Below are 23,353 nucleotides of genomic sequence, written 5' to 3' on the forward strand. Positions count from 1 at the left end.
GGACGCTATCCGGCTCGGAAGTCGCGTTCGCTACCGGCCCACTCGCGGGCCCACTCGCGCAGTTCCACGGCGCGGATCTTCGAGCCGTTGCCCCCGACCGTGGTGGGCATCCGTTCGATGACATGGATCGCCGTGGGCACCTTGAAGGCGGCGAGGGTCTCGCGGCACCAGGCCCGAAGGGTCACCGACGTCGTGTCCGCGGGTGCGTCGTCGGTGGGGACGACGAAACCGATCGCCTCCGTGTAGCCGCCGTCGCCGGTGATGCCGACGACCTTGGCCGTGGCCACGCCGGGATGCTCCGCCAGACGCGTCTCGATCTCGGCGGGGTCGACGAGGAAGCCGCGCAGGCGCAGGACGTCGCCCATCCGGCAGACGTAACGGAAACCCCCGTCGCCGAGGTCGACGGCGAGGTCGCCGCTGCGGAACCAACCGTCGGCCGTGAACGCGCGCGCGGCGGCGTCGGGGTTGCCGAGATAGGCGTCGACGACGTTCGGGCCGCGGAACTGCAGTTCGCCCTGTTCGCCGGCCGGGAGGACCCGATCGTCGTAGGGATCGGCGACCCGCAGTTCGATCGCCGTGTCGACCGCGCGTCCGCCACCGTTCCAACGCACCGATTCCGGATCGTCGGCGTTCCACAGCATCGCGAGGGCGAAGACCTCGGACGAACCGAACACTCCGGAGGTGTGGGTGCCGAATTCGTCGCGCAGCCATCGGGCGATCTCGTGGGAGCGGCCGAGGAAGTCGGCGATGCCGACCCAGCGCAATGACGACAGATCGACGCGTTCGCCGTCGTGCCAGGCGTCGTAGAGACGGCCGAACAGGTCGTCGGCGCCCACCGCGTGCGTGACCCCGACCTCCCGCATCCGGTGCAGAACCGCATCCGGATCGAAGACCGTCTCCATGAGCAGCGCTCCCCCACCGGCGAGCGCCGCCATCGCGGTACTGAAACCGAAGACCCCCGAGACCGGGAGCACGCACAGCGCCACGTCGCCCTCGGCGACCTTCATGATCGCGGCGTCGGCGCGTCCGTGACGGACGACCGCGTTGCCGCGATGTGCGGCCAGCTTGGGCACGCCCGTGGAACCGGATGTCGTGAACGCCACCGCGATCCGATCCTCGGGATCGTCGTCGATCCCGGCCGGGGTGAGTGTCGCGGTGTCGGGGGTCTCGGGAGCGCTCGCGCCACGCGTGTCGCCGCTGCCGGCCGTCCACGCGCCTCCACCGAGATCGAAGTCGGCCGGGGACGCCGAGGGGTTCGCCGGTCCGGGCACCACCGCAACCACCGGGGTGGCCACATCGGGCACGGACGCCGCGGCCTCGGTGAGCCGACCGAACAGGTCGAGTCCGTGGAAGGCGGCCGGCACGGCCACGACGGCAGGTCGTGCGGCGGTGAGTATGTGCGCGACCTCACGGGTGTTGTAGCGGGTGTTGACACCGATGACGTGGGCACCGAGCGCGGAGGCCGCGAACTGCCACACGAGTGCGTCGGACCAGTTCGGCAACATCACCGCGATGCACTGGCCGGCGCGCAGGCCGATGCCGTCGAGTTCGCTGCGCACGGCCTCGACCCGGTCGCGGAACTCTCCGCGGCTGCGGGCCACCGCCACGTCGTCGACGATGTCGTAGGCGATCGGGGCATCCGGATTCGCGGCGACGAGCCCGTCGAGCAGTGCGGGCAGGGTGTCGGTGCGGGTGGTGGTCACAGCGCTGCCTCCTCGGGAACAGCGACCCGGCGCAGTTCACCGATCCAGGTGTCGGCGAGCGCGGCGAAGTCGTCGATCTCCTCCATCGGATAGTGCCCGATACCGGCCAGTGCCGTGAAGCGGGCGCGTCCGGGAAGTGCGTCGTTGATGGTGTCCGCTGCCCGGGCCACGGCGTCGGGGTCGATCCACGGGTCGTCGACGCCGGCGACGAGGTGGATCGGTGCGGTCACCCGGTCGAGGCGGTCGCGCACGTCGTGGGTTCCCCAGCCGATGAGGTCGGACGACGAGATCTCCGGGTCCTCCCGCTTGTGCATGAGCGCGATCGTGTGCGCCTTCACCTCCGGAACCGAACGTCCCACGGATGCAAGAGTTCCCAGATAGGTGCGCTCGGAGCGCGACGGTCCGGCGACGTCCTCGAGTTCGCGGCGCAGACCGGTGACGTTGACGCGGCCCGGGCCGGGCTCGGCTTCCATCGCCACGGCCCCGGACAGCGGACGGTCCGGGCGGGTCGCGAGTTCGAGTGTGAGCTTGCCCCCGATCGAGCAGCCCATGACGAACGGCCGGTCGATCCCGAGCGCGTCGAGCACCTCGCACAACCAGTCGCCGTAGGTGATCAGGCTCGTGACGGGGCCGCCGGGTGCCGGTTCGGAACGTCCGTGGCCGGGCAGGTCGGGGACGACCACCCGGTAGCCGCGGTCGGCGAGATCCCGGGCCGCGTGGCGCCACTGCACGCCGCTCTGGCCCGCAGTGTGGATACACAGGACGGTGGGCAGATCGGTCGCGTCGAGCGCGTTGCCGGATCGTGCGTCGGGAGTGACGATCTCGACGAAGCCGAGCGCTCCGCCGATCTCCAGGTAGCGGGCCTCGATCATGAGCGGGCCTTTCGGGCGAGGGCACGGGCGTGCCCGATGATCGTGTTGAGCGGCTTGGTCAGGCGTAGGTATTCGTATCCGTCTCCGGTGGAGGAGAATTCGCCGCGGATGGCGCGGCGCATGAAGTCGTTCTCCTCGGACAGGACGAGATCGGTCCAGGCGTGGTCGGACGCGACGAAGGTGAACGTCGCGCCGTGCGGGGTGCGCCGGGTGACGTCGACGATCCGCCCCTTGTAGATGCGCAGGTGCAGTTCGATCTCGCCGCTGCGCAGTCCGATGGTGCCGTCCCAGGTGGACAGCGAGGAAGCAAAGTCCCGGTCTTCCGAGAGGCTCTCGGCGAGCAGTGCGCCCCAGGCGGGTGTGCAGAATTCCAGTTCGGGAACCGTCGACTGTTCGTCGTCGAAGGTCCATGTCTCGGTGCCGGATTCGCGTACCGTGCCGGCCTGGTCCACGAGCCGGACGTAGCGGCGCGCGGTCCGTCCGGACACGCGGGTGATCACGGTGTCCGCCGATACGACGTCCGATGCGGAGACCGGATCGTGTGCGTTCCAGTCGAATCCGGACGGCACGCCACCGGGAACGGACGGGACGAGCGAGGCGACGGCCAGGGCACCGAGGACGGGTGAGTTCGCCGGTGCCACCGTACCGGAGGCGGTCAGGACATCGGCCACGGTGCAGGGTTCCGAGGCGGTGCGGTCCCCGACGGTGAGCGGGCGGGTGACGGTGTGTGCGCTCATGCCTGCTCGGGCCTTCCCAGGAGTTCGTCGGAGATGATGCGCATCTGGATCTCGCTGGTGCCCTCGAAGATCTTCGTCAGACGTGCGTCGCGCCAATGGCGTTCGACCTGGAAGTCGGTGGTGTATCCGGCGCCGCCGTGGATCTGCACGGCCTCGCTGGTGACCTGCTCGGCCATCTCGGTGGCGACGAGCTTGCACATCGACGCCTCGAGCGAGCACCGTCGGCCGGTGTCGATGTCGGTGGCGACCGAGTACATCAGCTGGCGTGCGGCCTCGATGTCGGCGGCCATCTTCGCGATCTTGAACCTCAGATGCTGGAAATCGCCGATGGGGCGGCCGAACTGGCGGCGGGTGTGCACGTACTCGATCGAGTCCTCGAGCGCGGCGCGGGCGAGGCCGATGGCGCGGGCGGCGGTGTGGGCACGGCCCACCTCGAGGCCGGAGACGGCGAGGTAGAAGCCCTTGCCCTCCTCGCCGAGCATCTTGTCGGCCGGGATGCGGAAGTTGTCGAACGACAGTTCCCAGGTGCTCCACCCGAAGTAGCCGATCTTGCGAACCTTGGTACCCGAGATGCCCTCGGGGAACACGCCGCGTTCCTTCTCGACGAGGAAGGCGCTGATGCCGCGATGCGGCTTGGCCGGGTCCTTGTTCGGGTCGGTGCGGGCGAAGAGCACGAGGTAGTCGGCCTCGTCGGCGTAGGTGCACCACATCTTGGTGCCGTTGACGACCCAGTCGTCGCCGTCGCGCACGGCGCGGCACGAGATGTTCGCGACGTCGGAGCCGGCCTCGGCCTCCGACAGGGCGTACGCGCCGAGGTACTCACCGCGCGCGACCTTGGGCAGCAGTGCCGCCTCCTGCTCGGGGGTGAATCCACCGCCCATGCCGTTGCCGCGGGCGAGCAGACCCGACACGCTCATCCATGCCCGCGACAGTTCCTCGGCCACGAGGCAGTACTCGAAGACGCCGAGCCCGAGACCGCCGTGTTCCTCGGGGATCATGATCCCGAAGAAGCCGATCTCGGCCATCTCCTTCTTGAGGGAGTCGGGGATGGCGCCCTGGACCGGGTCGAGTTCGTTGGCGACGGGCAGCACCTTCGTCATCGCGAAGTCACGGGCGAGGTCGCGGATCGCGAGGCGTTCCTCGGTGAGATAGCGCGGGGAATCGGTGCGCGGCTGCGAGGGGCGGTGGGTCATGGGAGGTGCACTCCTTCGATGGACCGGAGTAGGTCATTAACGCTTGTTCACCCAGTACAGCACGGCACCCATGACCCGTCAACGGTTCAGCGCGAATATCCGACCAGATTGAGCGCGTATCCGGCGAAATCGTCGGCGACCTCCTGCGCCGAGAGGGGTCCGCTCTCCCGGAACCAGAGGGGGATGCCGGCGCACATCGTCAGCACCGCGGTGACCCCTTGATGCACTCGTTCGATCGTGAAAAGTCCCTGCTCCACACCGTCTTCCGCGATATCGACGAAGAGTTGTTCCTGCGCGTCGCGTGAGCCCACCACGCGCTTGCGGTCGAGCGGGCCGAGATACCGCAGTTCCGAATTCGCCACCAGGCAGGCCCGCGGATTCCGCGCGGTGTACAGCGCGTGGGCCGCGACCGCCGCGCGCCACCGCTCGGCCGGATCGTCACTGACCTTGCGCAGCGCGTTGCGGGTCGCCGTGAACTGCTCGTCACTCGCGCGGCGGAGAATTTCCACGAGCAGTTCCGACTTGTTCTCGAAGTGGTTGTAGACGTTGGCAGCGCTGCAACCTGCGGCGTTGGCGATATTGCGCATCGTCGCCCCGTGGAATCCGCACTCGTAGAACTCGTCGAGCGCGGTCTCGAGAATCCGTTCCCGAATGGACGAGGACGCTCCGTTCGACCGGCTGTTCATCCCTGCACAGTAGGCACACATCGCGCCGACCAGCAAGAACCTTCCCGTTGACGCGCATGCGCACGCTTGTTATGGTCCAGCTCACATGAACGGACGTTAATAAAACGCACAACGGAGGATCTGCTGTGTCCAGTCCCCATCCCGGACCGTCCCTGCTCGACCGCATCACCCACCTCGAAGACCTCGAGGCGATCCGGAAGCTCGATGCGCAGTACTGCCGCCACCTCGACGACGGCAACTGGGACGCGCTCATGGAGCTGTTCACCGATGACGGCGAGTTCGACGGCCTGTCCCACCCGCAAGGAAAGGAGGAGATGCGCACCTTCTTCGCGGGACTCGCCGACGGCGGCCTGACCTCCTTCTGGCACTTCATCACGAACCTCGAGATCGACCTCGACGGTGACCGCGCCACCGTGCGCTCGTTCCTGTGGCAGCCGTGCGTCACCGACGGCACCCCCGCGATCGCGGCCGGTCGCTACAACGACGAGGTCGTCAAGGTCGACGGCCGCTGGCTCTACAAGGTCAAGCAGGTGCGTTTCCACTTCTTCGGACCGCTCGAGGCCGGGTGGGACGAGAACCTCTTCGCGCTCGACAGCGCCCGCGGCGCGGCGGTGCGGGCATGACCGACACCGTGAACGGCGTCCCCACCTCGTCCCCGGAGAACGAGCTCGTCTGGACGCGGATGCTCCGTCTTCCCGAGATCGCCGAGTTGCGTCGCCGACGCGCCCGCGTGACCAACACGCTCGGTGGCATTACCGTCGTGCTGTTCACGTCCTTCCTCGTCGCCTTCATCGGGTTCCCCGACCAACTCGGCGCCACCGTCGTCCTCGGCATCCCGCTGTCGCTGTGGGTGGTGTTCTCCCAGTTCGCCGGAACCTGGGTGCTGGTCTGGGCGTACTTCCGTCTCTCCCGCACCTACATCGGCCCCGCCGTCGACGACGCCGTGGTGGCCGTCGAACGGAACCGTCCCGCATCCAAGGAGGTCGCATCATGACCGGTGACGCCGATTATCTCGCCATCGCGATCTGCAGCGCCGTCATCTCCCTGACCCTATGGGTGACCTTCGCTGCATCCCGGCGCGCGAAGAGCGCCGACGGATTCTTCGCCGCAGGTCGCTCGATCTCGAGTTGGCAGAACGGATTCGCCATCGCGGGCGAATTCATCTCCGCCGGCAGCTTCCTCGGCACCACCGGTCTGATCTTCTCCAAGGGCGTCGACGGCACCGTCATCCTGTTCACGTCCGTCATCTCGTTCCTGCCGGTGCTGTTCCTCCTCGCGGAGAAGATGCGCAATCTCGGCAAGTACACCCTCGCCGACGTCCTCGTCTTCCGCACCGACTCGCGGAACGTGCGGGTCGCGGTCGCGCTGAGCACGATCGCCACCGGCACCTTCGTGCTGCTCGCCCAGCTCGTCGCCGCGGGTGTGCTCCTCGAATCCGTCTCGGGCATCCCGTTCTGGCTGTCGGTGGTGGTCGCCGGATCGCTCATGGGCATCTACGTCTTCGTGGGGGGCATGCTCGCCACCACCTGGGTGCAGGTCATCAAGTCGACGATCCTGTCGGTGCTCGCGATCATCGTGTGCTTCGGCATCCTGGCGCAGTTCGGGTTCGCATTCCCGAAGGTCCTCGACGCCGCAACCGACAACGCCGTCGCGGGCGACGCGATCCTGTCCCCCGGCCTGATCTTCGGCCAGACCAGCGCGATCAACCTCGTCTCCTACGCGCTCGCGTTCGCCCTGGGCACCGCCGGAATGGCGCACATCCTCATCCGGTTCTTCACCGTCCCCGAGGCCACGACGGCACGTCGCTCGCTCGGCTGGACCGTCGCGCTGTGCAGCCTGTTCTATCTGATCGTCATCGTGATGGGCTTCGGCGCCGCGGCCGTGCTCGGACCGAACGGCACCGATCTCGTCGGGCCCGGTGGCAACCTTGCGGCACCCGTCCTCGTCACCGAACTCGGTGGCGGAGCCGGCACGGTCGGTGGGTCCATCGCGCTCGCACTCGTCGCCGCGGTCGCCTTCGCGTCCATCGTCGCAGTGGTCGCCGGTGTCGTGATCTCCGCGGCCGGCACCTTCGCCCGCGACGTGTGGCCGGCGGTCACGCGGAAGGAACCGATCGAGAATCTCGACGCGGACGAGCAGGCCCGGGAGGACCAGGCCCAGGCCCGCATCGCCCGGTACGGGGCCGTGTCCTTCAGCGTCCTCGCCATCGGCCTGGCCATGCTCATCGGCGACGACACCAACATCACCTTCTTCATGGGCATGGCGTTCATGGTGGCCGGCAGTGCGCATCTGCCCGCTCTCGTGCTGAGTCTGAACTGGCGGCGCTTCAACGCCACCGGCGCGGTCTGGGGTGTGCTCACCGGTCTCGTCTCGACGGTCGTGAGCCTGATGTTCACCGAGGCCCTGTGGATGGGCAGCGGCCCCGCTCCCCTGACCATCCAGCTCCCGGTGATCGTCACCATGCCGCTCGGCATTGCCGCGTGCGTGATCGGATCGATCGTCGGCGAGAAGCGTCGGGGACGAGGCCGCCTCGAGGACGAGAAGTTCGCGGAGATGCTGGTGCGCGCGGAGACCGGCATCGGCGCGGAGGTCGCCGCCACGCACTGATCCGTCAGCGATATTTCGGGTTCGCGACCTTCAGCCGGTTCGCGGCCAACCCCCTGATCACCTCGGCGACCTGCGGGTCGTCGAGGTGATCTCGTCCTGCACGCACACCGAGGGCGAGTTCGGCTTCGGAGCGGTAGCCGAGCCCGGCGAGCCGCACCCGATAGGTCTCCCGCACCGCCGGGGCGAAGAGGGCCTCCCGTGCGGCGATGCCGAGAACGTGCGCCGCCACCCGGCTGCGGTAGCGGGTCTTCGCATCGGCGCCCGCCCCGACCTCCAGGACGAACTCGCGCACTGCCCCGAGCAGCTCCTCGACGGGCGGTGCTCCCAGGAACTGTGGGGTGGCGGGCGGAGTCTCCGTCTCGTCGTGGGGAGGGACGTCGAGCAGGTCCAGCAGGTCGTGTTCGCACTCGGCGACGCGCCGGCCGATGGCGAGCAGTTCGAGGGTGTTGTCGCCTCCCGTCGCCGCTGCGGCGGCCTGCATCCGGCAGATCACCGCCCACCGCAGCGAGCCGTAGACCTCCCACCAGTGGAGGACCTCGGGGTCGGGACTCTCGCCCGATTCGTCGGCGTACCCGCGGAACAGGTCGTCGCGGGAACCGAATCCGCCCACCGGATGCGGCGAACCGAAACGCCAGGTCCGGGTGCACAGCCACCCGAGGTCCTCCATCGGGTCACCGACGTGCGCCAGTTCCCAATCGAGCACCCCGCGCACGCCCTCCGCGTCGACGAGGAGGTTCCCGTTGCGGAAGTCGCCGTGCACGAACGCTTTCCCGGTCGCCGGTGGACGGTTGCGGAGTAGCCACGCGAACGCGGCCTCGAGCGTCGGCACGGGGTTGCCGTTGGTGAGGTACTCGTCGAACAGGGAGGTCAGCGGGTCGTGTTCCGGCAGGTTCGGTACGGCCTCGATGTCCATGCGGTGGATCCGGGCGAGGATGCGTCCGAGTTCGTAGGGCAGTGCGGCGCGGACCTCGGCCAGATTCTCGTCGCGCAACAACTTCTGCGGCAGTGCCTCGCCGGGCACCTTCGACATCACGAGGTAGGCGCCGATCCCGGGGTGCGGTTCGTCGCCGCTGCGGTCGATCACGTCGGGCACGGGCACGCCGATGCGGGCGGCCTCGTCGAAGGACGCCGCTTCCATTGCGATCCTGCGTGCGTCCTCGCGTCCTGGCGGGTCGCGGCGCAGGATCAACTCCCGGGTGTCGCCGGTGGCCGACACCGCGGTGATCGCCCAGGTCTCGCGGCTCGCACCACCGGTGAGCCGTTCGATGCGCCGCAGCGTCCAACTGCCGTCGAGTACCGACGAAAGACGCTTCGTCAGTTCGTCTTTCAATTCACCGCTGACGCCACCCACCGCGACCTCCCCTGTTCGGTTTCCTGCGGTGGATACTCCCACGGTGATCCGCGGTGTGCGAGTACTTCGGCCGTGGAGGGTCAGGCCGCGAACCCCACCGCGCCGATCACCGGGATGATCGTCATGAAGACGATGGCGAGCGCGAACAGCGTGATCGTGATCTTCTTGTCCCAGCGTGATCGCGTCCCCGTCGCGGCGAGCATGAAGAAGACGAACCCCACGCAGATCGATCCGATACCGATGACGACGGGTGTTTCCAACATGGCTCCATCATCGCCCATCACCGGTTTGCACCGCGGTATCGGCTGTGAGAACCGATCAGGATCAGCCGTGTCGTCTCAGGTACCTTCGGGGACACACGAGAGGGCTCGAGCCACCGCCGGTGCTTGCATCATTTTGCGGATCGCGGCGGCGAAGTAGGGAGCCTGTGCGTCTTCGAGACGAGCCACCAGGTTGAACGGTCGACCGAGTCTGCGGTGATAGGCGATCTGTTCGAGCAGGGCTTCACGGACAGTGGAGATTGCGTCCCGGTGGACGAGCATCAGGAAGTCGTCCGGGGTATAGACCTCATAGCCGAGAAATTCGTCATGAGCTACTGCAAAGTCGTGAAATCCATTGTCGCTGGTAATGACATATTGGACGTCACCATGTTCGGCAGCGGCATGCAAGTGCGCGTCGTACTCGTCTGTATATGCCAGACCCGGATCGATTTCGTATCCCTTGATTCGGCCGTGTACGGCCACTCTGACGATGTTGTCCCGCACGCCCCCGATCTGACGATCGGAGAAGTGCGGGTGCTTCTTGCGCAGGTGATATACCAGCTCCGCAAGAATGTCCTCGGTCCAACGCAGGTGGAACAATGGCGGACCGGACCTGTTGGCCAGCAGGCAGAGCCAGTCCCTCAAAGTCCGCGAATACAGTACGTTCGCGTCCGGCAGCACGTTCGGCACTCGTGAACTCACGCGTGTGACAATAGGCTCCCTACCGCCACATACACATACGAGCCTCCCGACTGTCAGTAATCCAGTCCCTCGGCTTCTTCGAAGTCGCGCAGATCCTGCAATGCGACCCTTTGTTGCTCGCGCAGCCGATCCCTGTAGGCGAGGACGTCCGCAGTATGGAGTCGCGTGTGGGTCCCGACCTTGTGTCCTGGGATCTGCCCTTCGCGGATCAGTTTCATCAGCGTCGGGCGAGAGATGCCGAGTAGATCCGCCGCTGATGTAGTGGTCAGCTCATCCGGCATCGAACCGATGGTTACCGTGCCACCCGCAGCGACGATCTGCACAACTTCGGTGAGGATTGCGGCCAGCTCGGCGGGAACCACCGACAGCAGATCCGCAGGGTTGAACGCTCCGGCCTGCGACACCTGATCCGATGTCACCGTCAGTGTCGTCTTTCCCACGCCGCGATCGATCACTGCGTCCATCGCTCATACCTCCTGCATCCACTCCGACCGTAGCCACTTTCACTTATAAGTGCAACATATTTGTAGGGGGTGATACCCGCCCACCTGGGACGCCCAAACGGAGAGAGGCTGTGAGGCTTCTCGACAGTCCGAGCCGCCACAGCCGAGAGATCAACGCCGGAGGCCGGACCCCGGCCGGAAGGCCCCATGGAAGGTCATCGGCACGTGGTGCTGCAGGTTCACCGCCGCGACCGGCCCGTCGCCCGGTCGATCGGCGCGCAGGACGACGAGTCTGCTGGTCCTGCGCGCGGGCGGGTGCTCGAGTGTCAGCAACCAGCCGTCGCCCTCGGCGTCGCAGCCCGGCGCGAAGAGCGGTTCGCAGACGGTGTCCCCGGCGTCGGCCGTGTATCGGCTCACGGCTCCGGCGCGATGATCGATCGTGGTGACCGAGTCGGGATCGCCTCCCGGGACCGATGCCGACGCCGTGTAGCTGTAGCGATGCTCGGTGGTAGCGAACCGCTGGTCGAGCTGGGGGAACTCACATCCGTGATAGTCGAGTTCGATGGTGGTGACGCGGCGGGTCCGCCGATCGACCGACAGCCGGGTGAGGGTGCCCCCGAAGGCCGGCCCGGCGGACTCGCGATAGTTGCGTAGGTGCCTGTTCCACCCTTCCCAGCCATCGGCGGGATCGTGTGCGACGAGTTCGACGACGGTGCGGTCCCCGTCTTCGTGGGCATTGGTGACGTGGAAATGGAACAGCGCATCGTGTTCGACGGTGGGTCGGCCTACCGCCGTCGCGCGGGACCAGGACGATGGTGGTGCCGAGTTCCGGCCGATAGGACAACGCGTCGTCGAAGGGACGCAGACCCAGAGCAACCGGGATCGGATTCCGGACCACCAACGGTCCGAGTACGAACATCAGGTGGCGTTCGGTCAGCGCGAAGTCGTGGACGAATCCGAGCTTCGGAATCGGGACGGTCGCGAGTCCGTGCAGCCGACGGCCGCGATCGAGTCGATAGCAGCGGATCATCGGTCGCAGGAAGAAGTCGAGCCCGGAGTTGAACACCTCACCTGTCGCGGGGTGGGTCTTCGGATGCGCGGAGGACGCTCCGAGGCGCTTCAACGCACCACCGAAGGATTCGGGCCCATAGGTCTGCAGGGTCTCGGCGTCGAGCCGGTGCGGTCGTCCCCCTTCCCAGAGGGCGTAGAGCACGTCGTCGTGCAACAACACACTCGTGTTCGCGAGATTCTCAGGGAACCTCAGCGCGTTGGCGAGCGACCCGCCGATCCTCTGTGTACTGAATCCTTTTGCCGGACGACGTGTCTCGTTCGTCCTCGCGAAGCTCTTCGTCCGCACGTACCGATTCCGGTAGTGGACCCCCTCCGGCCCGATGTCGATGCGGGAGACCATGCCGTCACCGTCGAAGATATGACTCAGGGGATGACCGTCGACGTCGAGACGGCCGGGCCCGATCCGGTAGAGCGCGCCCCGTAGGCCCCCGGGGATCGCGCCCTCGATGTCGTCCAGGTCGTAGTCGAACTCCCGGTGCTGGGAGTCCCACGGTGACGCCCCGAGTTCCTGCACTTGCTGTTCCGACGCCCCCGTTGCAACGGTCATGTACCGACGGTCGCACAGATGAGACAGATTGCGAAGAACGGTCTCACTGCCCTCCGCGACATCGGCGGATCAGCGATTGAGCTGTGTGATCCGTCCGGTCAGCAGCGTGGCGAACGCCGTCCACGCCGAGTACGGAGCCAGCGCGGCACCCGCAGCCGGATTCGCCTCGGCCGTCCGGCGCGTCAGATCCGCGGTACTGGCGGCGAGTAGGGCGGCGACCACAGTGGCAGGCATCAACCGATGCCACTTGAAGAACACCCACGACCACGACGCGTTGAGAACGAGATTCGTAGCCAGAGCCGCGATGTAGTTGCGACGACCCGCATAGTCGTCGGCGTCGGTGTACTCGTCGATCGCGACGGCCGAGGTGACAGCGATATCGGCATACAGCGCCGTCCAGACGATCGGGAACGCTGCGGCCGGAGGCTGGAAACCGGGCTTACGCAACTTGCGGTACCACCGGGAGTTCGTGTCCTGGGAGGCGATCGATCCGACGATCGCGGTGGTCGTGGTAACAGCGGCGGTCGCGAGGACGGTACTGAGTCTCATGTCTGTCGGCTCCTGTAGAAGACGGTTGATCGTCGGCTACCCGAGCCGAAGGCGCACGAAACGGACACCTCGGTAGGGTGGCGGGCCGGGAGGTCGACATGAGTGGATTGCAGCAGGTCGGTGACGGGGTCTGGGCGTTCGTGCGCACCCCCGGCGGTTGGGGTGAGGCCAACACCGGGTTGGTCGTCGCACCGGGAACGGCGTCGCTGGTCGTCGATACCGCATGGGACGTCGCATGGGCGCAGCGCATCGCCGAGGCGCAGGCACCGCTGGTCGCCGATGCTCCGATCACCGACGCGGTGAACACCCACAGCGACGGTGACCACTGGTGGGGCAACGACACGCTGCCGCCCGACGCGCGGATCACCACCAGCGCCGCCGCACTGGACGGGATGCGCGAGGATCTTCCACCGCGCGCCCTCACCGTGCTGGCCGGCACGGGCTCCCTGATCCGGCGCGTCCCCGGCCCCATCGGTGCGGCCGGTGCCTACATGGCGCGGGTCCGCGGCGGTGCCCGATTCCCGCGCCGCACCCCGCGGATGCCCGACACGACCTTCGCGACCGCCACCTCACTGGACATCGGTGGTCGCACGATCGAACTCGAGCAACTCGGACCGTGCCACACGGCCGGCGACCTCGTCGTCCGCGTGGCCGATGCCGGGGTCGTCTTCACCGGCGACCTGCTGTTCATCGGGTCGACGCCGATCCTGTGGCACGGCCCGCTCGACAACTGGTTGTCGGCGCTCGATCGGCTGCTCGGCTGGGACGCCGACGTGTACGTACCCGGGCACGGGCCGACCTGTGGTGCGGCGGAGATCCGAGCACTGCGCGACTACTGGCTGTGGCTGCGCGATGCCGCCCAGGATCATCACCGGGCCGGACTCACCCCGCTCGAAACAGCGCGGAAACTCTTGCTCACGAAAGATTTCGATGCGTGGCGCCACTGGGAGTCGCCGGAGCGCATCGCACTGAGCCTGAGCACGCTGTTCGACCAGTGGAACGGCAACCCACCGGCGCCGCCCACCGTCGCACGTCGCGTCGCAGCCTTCATCGCGGCCGAAACACTGCTGCGCGAAGGAGCATTCGAGGCGTCCTGATCGACGGTCAGGACAGGTGTTTCGGCTCCGGGGTCGCCTTGTGCGACCAGTCCGATCCCGCGGGCGCGGTTCCGAGCACATCCGGGCACTCGTCGTCGCGACTTCCGACGGGCGTCAGGGAGATCACGATCGACTTGTAGGTGGGGCAGTTGCTCTTCAGTGCAGTCGAATCGAGCGGGACGAGAGGGTTGGTCTCCGGATAGTAGGCGGCCGCACTTCCCCTCGGCAGGTCGTACTCGACGATCCGGAACCTCGTGGCGCACCGTTCGCGGTCGTCGCCGTCCCATCGTGTGAACAGGTCGACGAAGTCTCCGTCGTCGAAACCCAGTGCGGCGATGTCGTCCCGGTGCATAAACACGACGCGACGGCCGCCCTCGATCCCGCGGTAGCGGTCGCTGAGGCCGTAGATGGTGGTGTTGAACTGGTCGTGGCTGCGCATCGTCTGCAGCAACAGATGCCCCGGCGGGACCTGAACCACTTCTACCGGCGAGACGGCGAATTCCGCCTTACCCGAATCTGTCTCAAAGCTTCGGGTGTCGCGGGGCGGATGCGGCAGGATGAATCCTCCCGGACGCCGGACGTTGACCTCGTACCCTTCACAACCCGGGACGACGCGGGAGATGCGCGAGCGGATGTTCGCGTAGTCGTCGCGCATCGCCTTCCAGTCGATCCCGTAGCGGTCGCCGAGCGCGGCCTCGGCGATGCCCGTGATGATCGCGACCTCCGAACGCACGTGCTCGCTAGGCGGTTTCAGCGGTCCTCGGGAGGCGTGGACCGCGCACGTCGTGTCCTCGACCGACACGAACTGCGGTCCCGAGGCCTGGACGTCCTTGTCGGTGCGCCCGAGCGCCGGGAGGATCAATGCCGTTCTGCCGCAGACCAGATGGGAACGATTGGGTTTCGTCGAGATGTGCACCGTCATGTCGATACCTGCCATCGCCTCCGCGGTGACAGCGGTGTCGGGTGCCGCCTGCACGAAGTTGCCGCCGAGGCCGAGGAAGAACCGCACCTTGCCGTCGCGCATCGCCTTGATCGAATCGACCGTGTCGTAACCGTTCTCACGAGGAGGATCGAAACCGAACTCCTTCTCGACCGCGTCGAGGAAACTCTGCGGTGCGCGTTCCCAGATCCCCATAGTGCGGTCGCCCTGGACGTTCGAGTGTCCGCGCACGGGCATGAGGCCGGCGCCGCGCTTACCGATGTTGCCCTGCGCGAACGCGAGATTGCAGATCTCCTTGATGGTCGCGACCGCGTTGCGGTGTTGAGTCAGGCCCATGGCCCAGCAGAAGACCGTTGCCTTCGAGCGTCGCAGCATCTGCGCGGCCTCGGTGATCTGCTGACGCGACAGGCCGGTCGCGGCGACCACCTCGTCCCAGTCGATGTCCCGGACGTGTTCGACCCATTCGTCGAATCCCCGGGTGCGGCTCTGCACAAAGTCGTGGTCGAGCGCGTCCCATTCGACGAGCAGCGACCCGAACGCCTGCAACAGCGCGAGGTCGCCATTCACCTTGATCGACAGATGCAGGTCGGACAGATCCGTTCCCCGACCGAGCACGCCGCGCGGTGTCTGCGGGTTCCGGAAGTTGACCAGCCCCGCTTCGCGCAGCGGGTTGATCGTCAGGATCTTCGCGCCGTTCTGCTTGGCCTCTTCGAGTGCGGTGAGCATGCGCGGGTGGTTGGTGCCGGGGTTCTGCCCCTGCAGGATGATCAGCTCGGCGTAGTGCACATCGTCGAGCGTGACGCTGGCCTTGCCGATGCCGATCGACTCCTGCAGCGCGATGCTCGTGGACTCGTGGCACATGTTCGAGCAGTCGGGCAGATTGTTGGTCCCGAACGCCCGCGCGAACAGCTGGTACACGAAGGCCGCTTCGTTCGATGCCCGTCCGGACGTGTAGAAGGTGGCCTGATCGGGGCTGTCCAGCGACTTCAGCTGTTCACCGATGAGGGTGAAGGCCTCGTCCCACTCGATCGGGGTGTAGTGCGTGGCGCCGGGCCGCTTGACCATCGGATGCGTGATGCGGCCCTGCTTGCCGAGCCACAGCTCGCTGTGCTCGGCCAGTTCCGCGATGCTGTACCTGGCGAAGAAGCTCGGGTCGGCACGTCGCTTGGTGCCTTCCTCGGCGACGGCCTTGGCGCCGTTCTCGCAGAACTCGGCGATCTTGCGATGACCGGGGTCCGGGTCGGGCCACGCGCAACTCGGGCAGTCGAACCCTTCGGCCTGGTTCAACTCGAGCAGTGTCTCGACCGAACGCACCAGCCCCATCTGCTCGAGGGATCGCTTCACCGCCACGGCGACGCCGGTGACACCCGCTGCGGCCTTCTTCCGGTCTTCGACCTCGAGGTCGCCTTCGTCGTAGTCGGCCCGCCGGTCACGGTTCCGCATTCGATCACCTCTCCCCACGCACGGTTTGCCGAGGAGTACCCCGGTCCGCCGCCTGCCGAAACGGGTCGACGATTACGCCCGGACCCGCATCGCGCAGCCCCCACCCGGACGTACTCTCGGGAAATGGGACGGTCGAAAATGCTCGGAATCCCGGCCGCTGCGGCGGCCGCTGTCGGTGCCTACGATCTTGTGCAGAAGCGCCATTCGCTGCTACGCAACTTCCCGATTCTCGGGCACGGTCGCTATCTGCTGGAGTCGCTGGGACCCGAACTGCGGCAGTACATCACGACGAACAACAACGAGGAACGGCCGTTCAACCGCGATCAGCGCCGGTGGATATACGCTTCGTCGAAGAACGTCACCAACACCTTCGGATTCGGCAGCGACAACGACATCGAGTACACCGACGGGTACACGATCATCAAGCACCGCACGTTCTCGGACCTGCCGCCGTCGAGTGCCCCTCACGGGGGCGACAAGGTGTCGCTCCCGTCCGCGAAGGTGCTCGGCGCTGCCCGGGGACGTACCCGGGCCTTCCGTCCCGAGTCGTTCGTCAACATCTCGGCGATGAGCTTCGGTTCGCTGTCCGGTGCCGCCGTGGAAGCACTCAACCGGGGTGCCGGGACGGCCGGATGCCTGCAGAACACCGGTGAAGGCGGCCTGACGACGTACCACCGCAACAGCGGAGAATTGATCTTCCAGATCGGCACCGGCTATTTCGGGTGCCGCGACGAGGACGGACACTTCGACCTCGCACGACTGAAGCGGGTCGTCGAATCGGCACCCGTGCGTGCCCTGGAGATCAAACTCAGCCAAGGCGCCAAGCCCGGACTGGGCGGATTGCTACCCGGAGCCAAGGTCACCCCGGAGATCGCCGAGGTCCGTGGAATCCCCGTCGGCAAGGACTGCGTGAGCCCGTCGCGCCACACGGAGTTCCACGACATCGACAGCCTGCTCGACTGGGTCGAACTGCTCGCAGCCGAAACGGGACTTCCCGTGGGGATCAAGTCCGCCGTGGGCGACACGACCTTCTGGGACGAACTCACACGCCAGATGAGCGAGACCGACCGCGGAGTCGACTTCGTCACCATCGACGGCGGCGAAGGTGGAACCGGCGCTGCACCATTGGTGTTCGCCGACGCCGTATCGCTTCCGTTCCGCAGCGGCTTCGCGCGGGTCTACGCGACATTCGCCGAAGCCGGCTTGACCGACGACGTCACCTTCATCGGTGCCGGCAAACTCGGCCTGCCCGACAACGCGGTGGTGGCGATGGCGCTCGGATGCGACATGGTCAACGTCGCCCGCGAACCGATGTTCTCGATCGGATGCATCCAGGCGCAGAAATGCCATACCGACCGGTGCCCCACCGGCGTGGCGACGCAGAACCGTTGGCTCACCCGAGGACTCGACGTCCCGACCAAGGCCGACCGCGTCGCCGACTACATCGAAGCCCTCCGCCGCGACGTGTTCAAGATCGCGCAGGCGACGGGTGTGGCGCATCCCGGCCTCATCACTGTCGACGACATCGAGATCGCCGACGGCAATCGACGCGCCGTCACCCTGCGGGAGCTGTACGGCTACCGAGACGGGTGGGGACTGCCGTCGCAGGCGGACCGGGAGGAGATCACGCGTCTGATGACCGCGGAAGCGGTGACGACACCGGGTGGGACGGAGGAGTCGACGGCGACCTCGTAATCACCTGTGGTCAAAAGATCGACAAAGCGATGCGGCCGATAATGCCTCGTTATGTTAACTAGCGACTTTCGGACGTTGCAAGCGATGACCGATCCGTCTGCCCCGATCGTCGATGCCGGGCGCGGCGTCTCCGGAAAGTCGATCCGACCCCCAGTCTCGGGCGGGACTCCGCGAAGCCGTTCCCGACGGCGATTCCAGCCACTGGTCCGATCACTGCGTATCGACCGCCACCGAGTCGCAGTGACACGCGAATGCCGTGTCCGTTACAGAGCAACGCCATGCTGCCGGGGCGACCGCGCGCATGGGACACCTCTATGTCCGACAGCGCGTCGGGCACCGCGAAGGCATCACGCCCCGGAGTGTTTCTACGGCCCACCGGCCACCATCACCCCTTCCGCATTTGATGGATAATCGGGGTTATCCATGATCAAGCGTCACGAGTTGCGCGACATGCGAACCCGTGACGTCCACATGGCGGAACGAGACAACCACTCCGTGTCGACCGACTCACGCAGGCGCTGAACTGCGGATTCCCTACCCATCTGCCGAGCTCCGCCTCCTCGCCGAATCCCGCTATCCCACGCTCGCACGGGGGATGTTCACCCGGTCAGTGGATCCTCTCCACCCTTCTGACCTGGCGACCTTGACCCACATTCGCATTATGTGCGAATATTTCGCGCACAATGCGAGGGGGTCTCCATGGGTCGTTCGGATCGCCGTGGACCTGGGGATGCGTCGCTGCACCTTGCCGACGGTGTGGCACTGCTCCGACCCGAAGAGCAGGTCTTTCAGGCCATGCTCGACGGATGGCGAAACCAGCAACTCAGTCGCAATCTGGGCTTCGGTACCGTCAACGCACGAGAGGCGATCGTCCGCCGCTTTCACGCCTTTGCCGGCAGTGAGCCGTGGGAATGGTCCGCTGCCGATGTCGACGAATTCTTCATGCAGCGTCGGGCGATCCACGGCTTGGCGCAGAGCACACTTTTGGGCTATCAACTGGCACTGCGGGCGTTCTTGGCATATCTCGTCGATCCTGCATATGGATGGTCCGAAGCATGCGAGGAACGATTCGGAACTCACCCCACCCAGGTCTGCCACGAATGGAATACCGCCCGCCACACCCAGGACGCGATCGCTCGACCGAAGAAACGAGCCCTGACCTGGGAGGAAGTTCAGGACCTTTTCGACCACGCCGACAATCGCGTCGAACGCATCCTGACCCAGGGAAGGAAAGGAGCCATCCCAGCTTTTCGGGACGCGGTGCTGCTCAAGGTGGCGTACGCCTGGGGACTTCGCAGAAACGAAGTTCGTATGCTCGACACGATCGACTTCGGATTCAATCCGAAAGCTCCCTCGTTCGGTCGATACGGCGTTCTGTACGTGCGGTACGGGAAGGCGATGAAGGGCTCCCCGCCGAAGCGTCGAAGTGTCCTGACCGTTCCCGAGATGGACTGGGCGGTCGAGAGTCTGGTCCAATGGATCGAGGATATTCGGCCCCGAGTATCACACGAGGACAACCCTGCCCTGTGGTGCACGGAACGCAGCAGCCGTATCGCGCTGGGCTCGGTATCCAACACGTTCAACCAATTCCGCAAGGAGCTCGGTCTCGCCTCGGGCATCGACTTTCATTCGCTCCGCCGATCCTACGTCAGCCATCTCATCGAATACGGTTATGAGGCGCGGTTCGTGCAGGAGCAAGTCGGGCACGAACACGCAAGCACCACGTCGATCTACACGCACGTATCATCCGACTACCGCACACGTGTCGTCCAGAACGCTTTCGAGCGCATTGCGGGACGAGCGGTCCGACAGGGTCCGGACGAAAGGAGGAATCGTGAATCGACGAGTTGAATATTCGTGGCGCCTCCGGGAAATTATGGCAGCGCGGGGTTTGAACAATATCTCGGAACTCATACCGCTGTTGGTCGAGCGCGGAATCGACCTCTCCCCGTCTCAGCTGTATCGAATGCTCGGCCAGCGACCGGATCGAATGTCTCTGGCCCTGCTGGGCGCACTATGCGATGCGCTCGACTGCTCGGTGGAAGATCTGTGCCAGTTCCGCATCGAGGCGACCCCGAGCCGCAGAACCACGGCAGCAGGCGGCGGTGGTGGTGGCGGCGTAGTGGATCTGAACAGCACGATCAGACCGAAGCGGGCACGGATCCGTCCGGCGGAGTAGACATGTCAGCCACACCATGCGCCCGGTGCGATCGTCATGTCCGGGTCTACTGGCGGTGGCCGGAGGGCGTGGTGTGTAGCCGGTGTTACCACCGTGCAATCGGCAAACGTGGAATGTGCCCGGGATGCTCCCGTGAACGACTCCTGCCGGGCCTGGACCCGGATGATCGGCCGATCTGTGCGGATTGCGCAGAGATACCTCGAAGCTTCTACTGCACTCGATGTGGGAACGAGGACCATCTGTTTCGTCAACAGATGTGTGTCCGCTGTTGTGTGACAGATGATTTGTCGATTCTCCTGGACGACGGGTCCGGAAGCCTGTGCCAGGAGCTCACTCCCTTCTACAAGGCGGTCATCGCGCAGCCGCGACCCATGAGCGCGATAGTCTGGCTCCGTAACCTCGCGCTTTCGTGCTGATTGATCGGGCGGCTGTGTCGAAGACGAAGAATGGTGCCCTGAACTGGGATAATTCGACTTGCTGAGGGTCGAGTTTCAACCAGTTCGAGGAGCACCATTCAGGTGAGCAAGTCTACGTCCCCTACCCACACGTGTCCGCATCGGCCACCGGAACCGGCATCGTGTCGCACGCCGGATCCGTCCTGCTGCTCCGCACCGCAGAGAAAGCCGGCCTCACCACGGCATTGACGACCGAGCTCGCCCGGTTCCGGAAACCGTTGGCACGCCACGATCCCGGCAAGATCCTGCTCGATCTGGCCGTCTCCCTGGCGGTCGGTGGGGACTGTCTCGCCGACATCGCACAACTACGCGCTCACCCCGAACTGTTCGGTGCGGTGGCGTCCGATCCGACCGTCTCCCGCCTGATCGGTGTGTTGGCCGCCGACGCCGATACCGCACTGGCCGCGATCGGTCGGGCCCGGGCCACTGCTCGCGCTCACAGCTGGACCGCCGCCGGCTCCGCGGCACCGGATCACACCATCGACGAGCAGAAACCACTGGTCATCGACATCGATGCCACCCTCGTCACCGCCCACTCGGACAAAGAACACGCTGCCCCGACCTTCAAACGCAGCTACGGGTTTCATCCACTGTGTGCGTTCGTCGACCACGGTGAGCACGGCACCGGTGAACCCGTCGCGATGCTGCTGCGTCCGGGCAACGCCGGGTCGAACACCGCCACCGACCACATCACCGTCGTGCAGGACGCACTGGCGCAGCTGCCGTTCGATCCGGGATATCGGGTCGGGAAGAAGGTGCTGGTCCGGATCGACGGTGCCGGCGGCACCCACCAACTGATCGAGTATCTGACCAAGCGCAGGCTCTCGTACTCGGTTGGATTCGGGTTGACCGACACCCACGCCGAAGCAATCGATCTGGTCCCCGAACAGGCGTGGACCCCGGCCTACGACGCCGACGGGCAGGTCCGCGACGGGGCCTGGGTCACCGAGATCACCGACCTGCTCGACCTGTCCACGTGGCCGAAAGGCATGCGCGTGATCGTCCGCAAGGAACGCCCACATCCGGGTGCGCAGTTGCGGTTCACCGACCGCGACGGCCTGCGCCTGACCGCGTTCATCACCAACACCCGCAGAGGGCAACTTCCGGATCTGGAGCTGCGGCACCGGCGGCGGGCTCGGTGTGAGGACCGGATCCGGACAGCGAAAGTCACCGGACTACAGAATCTTCCGCTGCACGGCTACGACCAGAACCGGATCTGGCTCGCGCTCGTGCAACTCGCATGCGAGCTGACCGCGTGGATGCAGATGCTCGCGTTCACCGACACTCCGGCGCGGCGGTGGGAACCGAAACGACTACGGCTGCGGGTGCTGTCGATCGCCGGGAAGATCGCCCGGCATGCCCGTCGTGTTCGTCTGCGGCTGGCCGCGACGGCTCCTGGTGCCGATGTTCTCGTGGCCGGCTTGAACAGGCTTGCAGCGCTACCTGCACCTGCTTGACCTGCACGTATCTTCTTCATCGAGACGAAAGGACACTCAGCTCGGGGCCGTGGACCCCGACGTCACCCGACCGTGTCGGGTAGTCGATCGTGGACGCACACCGGATCCGCGGTCTCCACATCCAATCCGAAGACGCTCAGGCCGGCGCACCGGACTCAAGAAAGATCGAGGCTAGGTCGCGAACAAGCGCCATCTAGGATTCTTGATTGATGAAAGTTGACGAGCAACATATGTACCAGTTCTTCCGGTTGCCCAACGACAACAACCGACTTGACGACACAATCGTTAACCATCGCCCTTCATTCTGCTTCAGAATATTTTTCCTAGATGCCGTGGAAATCATTCCACGCTTGCAGCATCAACACGAAATTCTCGTGGAGCGATGCCGAAGTTCATTTTAAATACGCGAGAAAAATACGAAGAATCCGTGAAACCCCAACGTGCGGCGATCATGCCGATGGATTCGGACTCAAATTTTGGATCAATAAGTTCAATTTTGCAGCGCTCAAGTCGCCGTCGCTTGATCCAGTCACTCACAGTAGTCCCCTCTGACTCGAAAAGCTTCTGTAGATAGCGCACTGAGATATGATGCGCCCGTGCGACCACAGCGGGACTGAGTTCAGGATCATCCAAGCGTGCTTCGATGAATGCTCTAGTCTGGTGCAAGAGCGCTAGACGACGCGGGCCGACCGTCTCGCGCGATTCAGGACGAGCCTGTGCGAGCAGCGCAGCTGTAATTATGTTGATAATTGCGTTAGATAAATCATGATTTGCTTGCAGATCACTGATCAGCGCTTGCTCCGCTACATTGATCAGAAATTGCGCAGCAAGCTTTCCTAATCCACCGTGCCCCGGCACACGCGTTGCGGTCAGCAAGCGAAGTTCATTCGGCTTGATGGGTACGAAATCAGTACGAATGTACGCTATTAGGCACCTATAACGAGTTTCAAAATTTATCTTGTACGGGCCGCATACATTAATGATCGAAAAATCGCCCGGAGTCAGGGCTACTTGCCGCCCATCTTGTCGTATCGCAGAGCGGCCCGATAGCTGCAGCATAAGCTCGATCTCACCAGCAGAGTCGCAAGGCTCCTTATCAGAGAACTCATCGCCGGAATCTCCGCCGATTTCTGCTAGTTTCACCGACCCGACTTGGCGTCTCTTCTCTAGCTTCAAGTAGCCGATTCCGCCTCCATCCATCTGCCCTACCCAACGGGTGGTATTTGAAAGGATCCCCGTCTCGTCGGACAGCATCGATGACATCGCCGATCCTTCCTGGCAAACATGGACTTGTGAACCGGCTATCGGGCCGGGCTGGGGGACGTCCCGTGCCGGCCGGCTTCACCTGGACCGACACGGGACGTTG

The 23,353-nt window shown here is 65.4% G+C and carries 20 protein-coding genes and 2 pseudogenes; 8 read left to right on the forward strand and 14 right to left on the reverse strand.

The genetic code is table 11. From position 1 onward, the window contains the following. Window positions 1-5 precede the first annotated feature (5 nt). From AC6CID_RS13775 to AC6CID_RS13795, 5 genes are all read right to left on the reverse strand, one after another. A complete protein-coding gene (locus tag AC6CID_RS13775) occupies window positions 6-1,703 on the reverse strand; it encodes an AMP-binding protein (protein WP_498354077.1) in 1,698 nt (565 codons plus the stop codon). After that, window positions 1,700-2,575: an alpha/beta fold hydrolase gene (locus AC6CID_RS13780; RefSeq protein ID WP_024102387.1), complete on the reverse strand. Its 876-nt coding sequence runs from the start codon at window positions 2,573-2,575 to the stop codon at window positions 1,700-1,702. Before AC6CID_RS13780 ends, AC6CID_RS13775 begins: the two co-directional genes overlap by 4 nt. Continuing rightward, on the reverse strand, window positions 2,572-3,312 hold the full coding sequence (locus AC6CID_RS13785; RefSeq protein WP_498354078.1) for a hotdog fold domain-containing protein: 741 nt from the start codon (window positions 3,310-3,312) through the stop codon (window positions 2,572-2,574). The genes AC6CID_RS13780 and AC6CID_RS13785 overlap by 4 nt, the downstream gene beginning before the upstream one ends. Then, the gene (locus AC6CID_RS13790) at window positions 3,309-4,505 is read right to left on the reverse strand and encodes an acyl-CoA dehydrogenase family protein (protein WP_006553121.1); all 1,197 of its coding nucleotides are present in this window, start codon (window positions 4,503-4,505) and stop codon (window positions 3,309-3,311) included. The genes AC6CID_RS13785 and AC6CID_RS13790 overlap by 4 nt, the downstream gene beginning before the upstream one ends. A gap of 86 nt (window positions 4,506-4,591) precedes the next feature. Then, window positions 4,592-5,191: a TetR-type transcription factor C-terminal domain-containing protein gene (locus tag AC6CID_RS13795; RefSeq protein WP_498354079.1), complete on the reverse strand. Its 600-nt coding sequence runs from the start codon at window positions 5,189-5,191 to the stop codon at window positions 4,592-4,594. 125 nt (window positions 5,192-5,316) lie between these two features. On the opposite strand from AC6CID_RS13795, the gene AC6CID_RS13800 reads away from it, so the two are divergent. Genes AC6CID_RS13800 through AC6CID_RS13810 form a run of 3 tightly spaced genes read left to right on the forward strand, consistent with a single transcriptional unit; the run spans window position 5,317 to window position 7,798 of the window. Then, window positions 5,317-5,814, forward strand: coding sequence for a nuclear transport factor 2 family protein (locus tag AC6CID_RS13800; RefSeq protein ID WP_006553119.1), 498 nt, complete (start codon window positions 5,317-5,319; stop codon window positions 5,812-5,814). After that, complete coding sequence (locus tag AC6CID_RS13805; protein ID WP_498354080.1) at window positions 5,811-6,185, forward strand: DUF485 domain-containing protein; 375 nt, start codon at window positions 5,811-5,813, stop codon at window positions 6,183-6,185. The genes AC6CID_RS13800 and AC6CID_RS13805 overlap by 4 nt, the downstream gene beginning before the upstream one ends. Then, window positions 6,182-7,798 carry a solute symporter family protein gene (locus tag AC6CID_RS13810; protein ID WP_016692584.1) on the forward strand — a complete coding sequence of 539 codons (1,617 nt, stop codon included), beginning with the start codon at window positions 6,182-6,184 and terminating at the stop codon, window positions 7,796-7,798. Before AC6CID_RS13805 ends, AC6CID_RS13810 begins: the two co-directional genes overlap by 4 nt. 4 nt (window positions 7,799-7,802) lie before the next feature. Here the strand turns inward: AC6CID_RS13810 and AC6CID_RS13815 are convergent, their stop codons facing one another. From AC6CID_RS13815 to AC6CID_RS13845, 7 genes and pseudogenes are all read right to left on the reverse strand, one after another. Continuing rightward, the gene (locus AC6CID_RS13815; RefSeq protein ID WP_033097489.1) at window positions 7,803-9,149 is read right to left on the reverse strand and encodes a phosphotransferase family protein; all 1,347 of its coding nucleotides are present in this window, start codon (window positions 9,147-9,149) and stop codon (window positions 7,803-7,805) included. A gap of 80 nt (window positions 9,150-9,229) precedes the next feature. Beyond that, complete coding sequence (locus AC6CID_RS13820; RefSeq protein ID WP_006553115.1) at window positions 9,230-9,412, reverse strand: hypothetical protein; 183 nt, start codon at window positions 9,410-9,412, stop codon at window positions 9,230-9,232. A 75-nt stretch (window positions 9,413-9,487) separates the two neighbouring features. Beyond that, entirely contained in the window at window positions 9,488-10,090 is a 603-nt protein-coding gene (locus AC6CID_RS13825; protein WP_217580273.1) for a PIN domain-containing protein, read from the reverse strand. A gap of 74 nt (window positions 10,091-10,164) precedes the next feature. Next, window positions 10,165-10,575, reverse strand: coding sequence for a helix-turn-helix domain-containing protein (locus AC6CID_RS13830; RefSeq protein WP_129975288.1), 411 nt, complete (start codon window positions 10,573-10,575; stop codon window positions 10,165-10,167). Window positions 10,576-10,725: 150 nt separating this feature from the next. Beyond that, on the reverse strand, window positions 10,726-11,430 hold the full coding sequence (locus AC6CID_RS13835; RefSeq protein ID WP_254707485.1) for a carotenoid oxygenase family protein: 705 nt from the start codon (window positions 11,428-11,430) through the stop codon (window positions 10,726-10,728). After that, window positions 11,393-12,172 (reverse strand): annotated as a pseudogene (locus AC6CID_RS13840) (carotenoid oxygenase family protein); the annotation flags it as partial. The gene AC6CID_RS13835 and the pseudogene AC6CID_RS13840, both read right to left, overlap by 38 nt. 69 nt (window positions 12,173-12,241) lie before the next feature. Next, entirely contained in the window at window positions 12,242-12,721 is a 480-nt protein-coding gene (locus AC6CID_RS13845; protein ID WP_498354081.1) for a TspO/MBR family protein, read from the reverse strand. A 98-nt stretch (window positions 12,722-12,819) separates the two neighbouring features. On the opposite strand from AC6CID_RS13845, the gene AC6CID_RS13850 reads away from it, so the two are divergent. Beyond that, the gene (locus AC6CID_RS13850; protein WP_033097564.1) at window positions 12,820-13,818 is read left to right on the forward strand and encodes an MBL fold metallo-hydrolase; all 999 of its coding nucleotides are present in this window, start codon (window positions 12,820-12,822) and stop codon (window positions 13,816-13,818) included. Window positions 13,819-13,825: 7 nt separating this feature from the next. Here AC6CID_RS13850 and AC6CID_RS13855 read toward each other — a convergent pair whose 3' ends face one another. Continuing rightward, window positions 13,826-16,201: an FdhF/YdeP family oxidoreductase gene (locus tag AC6CID_RS13855; RefSeq protein WP_498354082.1), complete on the reverse strand. Its 2,376-nt coding sequence runs from the start codon at window positions 16,199-16,201 to the stop codon at window positions 13,826-13,828. 123 nt (window positions 16,202-16,324) lie between these two features. On the opposite strand from AC6CID_RS13855, the gene AC6CID_RS13860 reads away from it, so the two are divergent. The 4 genes and pseudogenes from AC6CID_RS13860 to AC6CID_RS13875 all read left to right on the forward strand — a co-directional run bounded on the left by AC6CID_RS13860 (window position 16,325) and on the right by AC6CID_RS13875 (window position 21,987). After that, on the forward strand, window positions 16,325-17,896 hold the full coding sequence (locus AC6CID_RS13860) for an FMN-binding glutamate synthase family protein (RefSeq protein ID WP_231781427.1): 1,572 nt from the start codon (window positions 16,325-16,327) through the stop codon (window positions 17,894-17,896). A 699-nt stretch (window positions 17,897-18,595) separates the two neighbouring features. Further along, window positions 18,596-19,747, forward strand: coding sequence for a tyrosine-type recombinase/integrase (locus AC6CID_RS13865; RefSeq protein ID WP_498354083.1), 1,152 nt, complete (start codon window positions 18,596-18,598; stop codon window positions 19,745-19,747). Continuing rightward, window positions 19,731-20,075 (forward strand): helix-turn-helix domain-containing protein, encoded by a 345-nt coding sequence (locus AC6CID_RS13870; RefSeq protein ID WP_498354084.1) that lies wholly within the window; start codon window positions 19,731-19,733, stop codon window positions 20,073-20,075. Before AC6CID_RS13865 ends, AC6CID_RS13870 begins: the two co-directional genes overlap by 17 nt. 518 nt (window positions 20,076-20,593) lie before the next feature. Next, window positions 20,594-21,987, forward strand: a pseudogene (locus AC6CID_RS13875) (IS1380 family transposase). Window positions 21,988-22,326: 339 nt separating this feature from the next. On the opposite strand, the gene AC6CID_RS13880 reads toward AC6CID_RS13875, so the two are convergent. After that, complete coding sequence (locus AC6CID_RS13880; protein ID WP_498354085.1) at window positions 22,327-23,250, reverse strand: helix-turn-helix domain-containing protein; 924 nt, start codon at window positions 23,248-23,250, stop codon at window positions 22,327-22,329. Between the last annotated feature and the right edge of the window lie 103 nt (window positions 23,251-23,353).

This window comes from Rhodococcus sp. GQ147 (genome assembly GCF_059759155.1).